Annotated in this window: 6 protein-coding genes; 3 read left to right on the forward strand and 3 right to left on the reverse strand. The window is 44.0% G+C overall.

Features of this window, described 5'->3' with window-relative positions:
* A partial coding sequence (locus ACKTSG_RS13140; RefSeq protein ID WP_407895401.1) for a transposase occupies positions 1 to 556 on the forward strand: 556 nt, incomplete at its 5' end.
* A gap of 1516 nt (positions 557 to 2072) precedes the next feature.
* Here the strand turns inward: ACKTSG_RS13140 and ACKTSG_RS13145 are convergent.
* Positions 2073 to 2495, reverse strand: coding sequence for a hypothetical protein (locus tag ACKTSG_RS13145; protein WP_407895402.1), 423 nt, complete (start codon positions 2493 to 2495; stop codon positions 2073 to 2075).
* Positions 2482 to 3393: a ParA family protein gene (locus ACKTSG_RS13150; RefSeq protein WP_407895404.1), complete on the reverse strand. Its 912-nt coding sequence runs from the start codon at positions 3391 to 3393 to the stop codon at positions 2482 to 2484. The genes ACKTSG_RS13145 and ACKTSG_RS13150 overlap by 14 nt, the downstream gene beginning before the upstream one ends.
* Before the next feature lie 793 nt (positions 3394 to 4186).
* On the opposite strand from ACKTSG_RS13150, the gene ACKTSG_RS13155 reads away from it, so the two are divergent.
* Both ACKTSG_RS13155 and ACKTSG_RS13160 read left to right on the forward strand, forming a co-directional pair.
* A complete protein-coding gene (locus tag ACKTSG_RS13155; RefSeq protein ID WP_407895406.1) occupies positions 4187 to 5647 on the forward strand; it encodes a primase C-terminal domain-containing protein in 1461 nt (486 codons plus the stop codon).
* Positions 5648 to 6033: 386 nt separating this feature from the next.
* Positions 6034 to 6333 (forward strand): hypothetical protein, encoded by a 300-nt coding sequence (locus ACKTSG_RS13160; protein WP_407895408.1) that lies wholly within the window; start codon positions 6034 to 6036, stop codon positions 6331 to 6333.
* Between the two features lie 594 nt (positions 6334 to 6927).
* Here the strand turns inward: ACKTSG_RS13160 and ACKTSG_RS13165 are convergent.
* On the reverse strand, positions 6928 to 7180 hold a 253-nt coding region (locus ACKTSG_RS13165; protein ID WP_407891817.1), incomplete at its 5' end, for a transposase.

Here is a 7180-nt window from a genome sequence, read left to right on the forward strand (position 1 = left end):
CAAATGCGTCTACCACGAATTCAAGTATCAGGCCGCGTCATGGGGTAAAGCTCGCCGTGTTATCGTATGTTCTACTCATACGGCAGATGAGCTAGTTCCCTGGAACCACGCATTCGTAGTGACCAGCCTGGCCTCCGAGGCTCCAGAGACTTTGTTCAAGACCTATAGACAGCGGGGCAATGCTGAGAACCAAACTAAGGAGCTGAAATGCGGGTTTGGCTTTGACAAAACAGACAGCTCAACTTTTGCACGGAACACTGCACGAGCCTTGATCACCGGTATTGCCTATAACCTGGTTCAGCTCTTTAAACAGCTCCTTGTCTCGGAAGACCGTCGTTCAACCATCTCCTCGCTACGGTTCAGTCTCTTTCACATTGCCGGTAAGATTACTTGGCACGCCCGTCGAGCCGAAAACTGGGTCGGTCTGTTCGTGGTGCATCGATCACCAACTTCTCCGCTCAGTCAGTATTCGCAACGCTCCAAACGTTGCTTTCAGACCGGCCAGATGCGATCTCATGTCCCCAATACCGAAGTGAATAATCCAGGTATATTTTGAAAATTTAGAAATGACACATGTGTCCATTTCGAAGTTTTGAAATACCGTCAAATCGGGAATAAAGCAAGCATTTACACATGTGCCCATAGACACATGTGTAAATGCTGAATGCGAGATTGCGGTATGCAAGACCGATTCACCACCTTTATTGCCTACTTATGTAGTTAACTTTCGGATGTAGAGTTTCCTCGTACATAACAGGGTGTTTTGATAATTTAAACTAGGTACGCACTTGATCAATGGCTACGTGAAAGTTGAAAGAATTCAGATTAGAACTTGTTGATCTGCTAATCGAACTATTTAGGGAGTGCAGCATGAAGGATTTGGCAATTGAAGAAGCCTCGTATCAATCTATAGACTTGGGAAGTTTGTCGTTTGTAGTGTAGAGACTGTTCTGAATGGACACATGTGTCTATGCGCTACATTGCAAAGTACATCATGTTGGGAAAAATCAGGCTTTTACACATGTGCCCATGGACGCATGTGTAAAAGCCGTCGTGCAAAGATACAGATACATTTTGCAACCCGGTTATATGATTGGCGCATGTAGACTGCGAACATCGTGTCGAATCTTAAGGCGGCTGGAATTTCAAAAATGCGGATATCATGTTAGAGTGCAATCGATCTGTACAAATAGAAGATTACCTGAATAATACGGGTACACTGAAGTTGTTGTTGCCAATAGATCCTTGTTCGGCTTCACGGTTGCGTTTGGATCGAACTGTTCCCAATTATTGTCCCCTATTGTTTTAAAAGAGTCTCAATCCTGATTCTAGGAACTGATTCATGTCTGACAATTATGGACACATGTGTAAACCTGTGTGATATTTTTCTTACAGCGCTGAGTTAACAGTCGGTGGGAGATTACACAGTACCAGAAACAATAGGAGACCGTTTCAAATTTCAAGGAGTGTGCAGCTTCTAGAGATGAGGTCGATTCGTCGCTTTTAGGATGAGTTAGCTGCTATTGATTTACGAAGGCTGAAAAATGGAACAACCATCAATTGATTCATCTAGACCGTAATCAGGTGTAAGGCAAAAAGTGTGGCTTGTATCTTCATAGAATGGCGCATTGCCTCACCTGCAGGCATTTCGGTCATTGAATGGAATTGGTGTATCAATTATTTACACATGTGTCCATAGGCACATGTGTAAATAATTTGGAAATGCGGATTGTGACTCTCACTCGACCGGGACCATGCCAACCATCAGAGATTGTTTTTGATCACGATTAGGTGAGGATAAAACGTGTTTCAAATCACTATTGATATCAATGGATTCTCATAGATGAGCTTCGGCACGGAATTTAGATCTATTGAGGCTCAGGATTGCGTTAAATGAAAGGGAATCACTAGATGATGATCGTTGATCGAAAGGATCTAAAACCTGCAACGGGACTAGTTTTTCAACAAGCCATGGAATACTCGTATGGCGTAATTTTATAATTTACACATGTGTCCATGGGCACATGTGCAAATTATAAAAAAGGAGGCCGAATTTTCGGCCTCCGATGGTACTACAGATTTCGTTTTCTTGCGTCAGTCATTCGAATGCGTTCCAATGACGCTTGGTAAGCCCGACTCCATTCAGGATTGTTAGTGACGTGACTTTGAACATATTCGTCAACCAAGTCTTCAAGAATTTCATACATATACTTATTAGGAGATAGTTCAAGCAATGCTTGAACTTCGATGAAAGTTTGTTGAGGAACACGAATCGTACGACGAACATCCTTGACCGGCTTTGCTGATGCAGCTGCAGGTTGACTACGAGTGGCAGGTTTTGCTGCTTCAGTTTGTTCTTTAGCTTCAGGGACTTTGATGGGTTTAGAATCATAAGTTTCCTTCGCTGGGATGTTTGGTTGATAACTCATGTCAGAAGAGTGCTTCTTCTTTTTATCACTAAAGAAGCCAATATTGTTTTTATTAGTTTGTGCCATCGTTGATTTCTCCTACCATTTCAAGTCGTTCAATTAAGTCATCAGCTAAAGGATCGAAGACGTCCTTGAATAATTTGGTGTTCCAGTAACCCTGACGAGTAACCCCGCCACGAGGGGCAGATTGGATTCGCTTTGCAAACGGGATGATGTGTTTAAACATATTTTGTTCGCCAAACATCCGGATCGCATCCTCGATAACAACTTGATCAATTGCACCGGAGTTTGAAACTTGATTCGGCAAGATCCCTAAAACATCAGTCTCTGCTCCAAAGGTTTCATGTAATTCAGTTAACGTCCCGTTGATAAACGAAATTGCGCCATCAAGGCTATCAGACTGGGTTTGGAAAGCAATAATGACGTAATCAGATGCCATGGTCGCGTTACGAGTTGAATCAGATCGTGGCTGTGGTGGCGTATCGATGAAGATGAAGTCATAATTTGGCTTGATTGGTTCAATGAGATCTTTTAGAACACGGACCTTTTTAGATTCAACTTCATAATAATCATCGTCTGTCCGATCGGCTAACCCATATTTCTTCGACAAGAAAGTAGAAAAGCTGGCAAAATCAATGTCTGAAGGGACTTCATCAAGATTAGGTACGACATTGACGAGCGCTGGCTCAAGGTCACCATCGCGTACAGCGGCCATCATGGATTTTTCTACTATGAAAATCTCATCAGGTGCATAGGCCTTTTTGGTGATACCCATCGTCTTGGAAAGGTTCGCTTGCGGATCTGCGTCAATGACCAGAACCTTATATCCGCGTTCGGCAAGAACAAATGGCAGGTATCGATTGATGGAAGTTTTGCCGACCCCACCTTTTTCATTGGCTACAGTGATTGTCAGCGGACGACTGAGTTTTGGAGCTGAAGGCGCACTTTTAGAATTTGTTGCCAAATTTTTTTCCTCCAATTTACACATGTGTCTATAGGCACATGGACACATGGACGCATTTATACAAGTAAAAATATAGAAGAATATCTCGTAAAAGTCAACCCGCATGGACACATGTGCACATCACACTGTTACTAGATACTATTGTAACAGCATTGAACATTAACTGACGCATGTGTCCATGTGCACATATTTAGGGGTATAAAAGTATACAAGTATAATTTTTTTCTCATTTACACATGTGCCTATGGGCATATGTGTAAATGGACACATTATTATTAAAACAATGAAAAAAGGCCTTGCAATGCGGTTTCTAAACGTTTAAATTCAAGATAAATAAAAAAACGGCCATGCAGGCCGCTAAAAGCTCAGGACGATTGGCGTCGTCACATCGCACGTAAGTAAAGTCATTATACAGCCAACTTGCTCTGGTTGTAAATGCTGAGTGATTTAAAAAATCCGGAGGACAAACCGGAGAGCATCGTGAGAGCCATCGGTTCCTACTTCTACCACACTGATTGTGGTAGAGGAGACGACATCCGACCGAGGGAGAAGCGCATCAAAGGGACAGGTCGCACCGCCACTTCAAAAACGCGTGTCTAGTGTATAACTCTAGTTGTTAGCGCTTAAAATTTGTCTAATCAGAGTATTGGTGTTACTGTGCCTACATAGCTGAGCCACCGATCCGTCCCTTAGTGGCTTGCATAGCTTGAATCTAAATCATAAAAATGAGTCTATTTGCCTTAGGGGGAGTAGGCTCTTTCTTATGTCAAAAATCGAAAGGAGGTTGATCCAGATGAGCTTATCTAAAGACATGCTTAAACTGATCCTGCACGAGGGTCTCGCGCAAACCAAATATAAAAACTCTAAATTAGTTGTTTTGGATCAAACTCTGGAAGTCCGTCCGCATGGTGCAGTCTTCTTGACACGTACCAAACAGAACTTGTCTGAAGCACGGGGCTTCATTGCAACCTCACAAGAAGCTGTAATTGATAACATGGGTTGTAGCCATTGGACACCAAACATCTTCCGATATGGAACTTACTCGGATGATGTCCGCAAGACCATCGTGGGTCACAGCGAAAAGAACCTTAAGCAAATCAACACCTTGGTAGTTGATGCAGATTTTGGCGATCACAAACCTCGGTACTCTGAAGCGATGCTGGAAAACTTCATCATCAAGAAAAAGGATCTTTTCGACCCAGAAATCTGGCCGACAGCTATCCTCGAAACGCCACATGGATATCAAGCTTACTACGTTTTGTGGAAGCCAGTCTTTATTGCCAAGAAGGGGACTCGCTATCCAGCAATCGAAGCCGCTAAAACAGTCAGTGAGCAGTTGCGTCAAAGCGTCCTGAAGAAGCTCCCACAAGTAGACGTTGGGTGTAATGATCTAGGCTTCTTCAGAATGCCGTCTGACGACACGATTCGCTTCTTTGAACCGTCGCTCACTCTTGATTTCAGCATGTTGCTGGATTGGGCGAAGGACATTGTAAATAAAAAGGCTACGGTGATCAAACCAGGTGTCGGTCCAAAACAAACCGACCAACCGTGGTTTAATGCGCTCGTGCACGCTACAGTCGTGCGTGGTGATGGTGATCTTGGTCGCAACAATACACTTTTAACGATGCTCTTGGCATGTTACTCCTCTGGGTGGGGGAAAGACCGTGCTTATGACCTTGCTGATGAGTGGAATTCAAAGCAACCAGAACCACTGCGAGATACTGAAGTCCGTGGAATTCTTCGAAGTGCGTATTCAGGAAAGTATCAAGGTGCAAATAAAACCTACATTCAGTTACTAATGAATCGCTGGGCGCCAGAAGTCCGCCCATTTGCGTATGCAGGTCGCCAAAATTGGGTGAAATTTGCTAAACCACGCCACATGCGGAAATATTCTCACGTTTCAGAATGGGCAAAAGACCTGGTGAAGTACATCCAGCGCCTGGGTGCACGTAGCACGTCACTGGCGTTAAAGACTGCGGACATCCGCTCAGCGTTGAAAATTAGCCGCGATTCTCTCAATAAGACCTTAGACTATGTTGCAGAGCATGGTTTACTTCGAGTACAACGAACTCGTGGACGCAACGGTGGGCTGGTCTTGATCACGATGATGATGGCTGGTCGGCAAATCGAAGCAGGACATTCCAAACAGGCGCAAGCATGGGCTGACTATTTGGCGATGACAAAAAAAGGTAACGACAAACAAGGAGAAAAATCGATTCAAATTGCTGCAGAAACTATGTTGTGGGATGGGTAAATTAAAAGTTCCGATTTGCCATTACAATTATCTATTGTGGCTTTTTCGTTTTGCCGCTTTTGATCTTGTACTTAGCCCTGCCTCTGCTTTTACTGATTGTGTATGTCATGCCTAGAGGGGCGTATGGTTGGTTAGATTTTTGGGGGACGCTTTGACCACAGCAGTAGACCTTGCGTGGTTTATATTTGGACTTTTTTAGAAGCTGGTGTTATCTTGTTAGCAAGCCCTTACAAAGTTAACTAAAGCGATGTTATTTGTAGGGTGGCCTGGGGTATACAGACTGGTGTTGCCTAGGTAGTGTTGTCGTCTTCGCAAGTGATAAGGCGGTGGTTAACTGTTCTGAGTAAGTTGTTTTATCAACGTAGTCTGTCTCAGGAGGATTATTTATGGGAGCACGTCATCATGATCGAAGTCATTTTTTTGAGCGTCGAGTTCGGCATTTTACGCTGACAGAGTTGCTAGAAGATGGGATTTATATTCAAGACTATGGCGGGCGAGTTTGGGTTAATAATGATAACGGATTCTATACGCCTCAGATTGCTTCTGGTGCTGAGGAGATTATTGTAATTCCATTGAGTGAGGCTTATCAGCGGGCAAGGATTGTACTAGATGGTCATCGGCAATTGATTGTTCGTCGTCATCACATGGGTGGGTCACTTGATCGTATCAAGTATGTGCCTAAGTAGTTGTTCAAATAGATCATTGAAGTTCTTTGACAGTTAAATAGCACACACACCTAGCCCGTCACGCGCCATACCGTTACGGTTGCTGCCGAACAAATTAAACCAACGAATTGGCAGTGCTAGAAGCCCTACGAGGGAAGCAGTATGGCCCATTATTCGGGGAAACTTATCGAATTTGATGAGACATACCCCAGGTCGTTACCTGATGTCGTCAACCTTTCCGTGATATTGGTTAACGGTACTTATGCGTTGGGTGTTTTAGTAATCGCATTTTCGGTTACTTCGATTTTTTAGTCAATAAGTTATATTTAGCCACAGTTTAAACGGGCAAGTGACGCAAGGTTTGGATTCCTGGGACGGAATTATGTGGTGCATCTTTTTATCTTGGGGAAGGGTGATGGTTAATATCTTGATGATGCTAAATATGGCCTGGATTATTCACTTCGGTATTGGGGACATGAAATCGCATCTGGCCGGTCTGAAAGCAACGTTTGGAGCGTTGCGAATACTGACTGAGCGGAGAAGTTGGTGATCGATGCACCACGAACAGACCGACCCAGTTTTCGGCTCGACGCACGACCTATTCAGTTATTCAGTTCAGGTCGCCAACTGATGGACTTCGTCCATGAGCCGACTAAACCAGTTCTTGTAAACATAGTTAGAAGCAAGATGAATCACCACACGACGGGCGTGCCAAGTAATCCTACCGGCGATGTGAAAGAGACTGAACCGTAGCGAGGAGATGGTTGAACGACGGTCTTCCGAGACAAAGAGCTGTTTAAAGAGCTGAACCAGGTTATAGGCAATACCGGTGATCAAGGCTCGTGCAGTGTTCCGTGCAAAAGTTGAG

Origin of the sequence: Lacticaseibacillus salsurae (genome assembly GCF_045862175.1) — a bacterium.
In the GTDB taxonomy this organism is placed as follows: domain Bacteria; phylum Bacillota; class Bacilli; order Lactobacillales; family Lactobacillaceae; genus Lacticaseibacillus; species Lacticaseibacillus salsurae.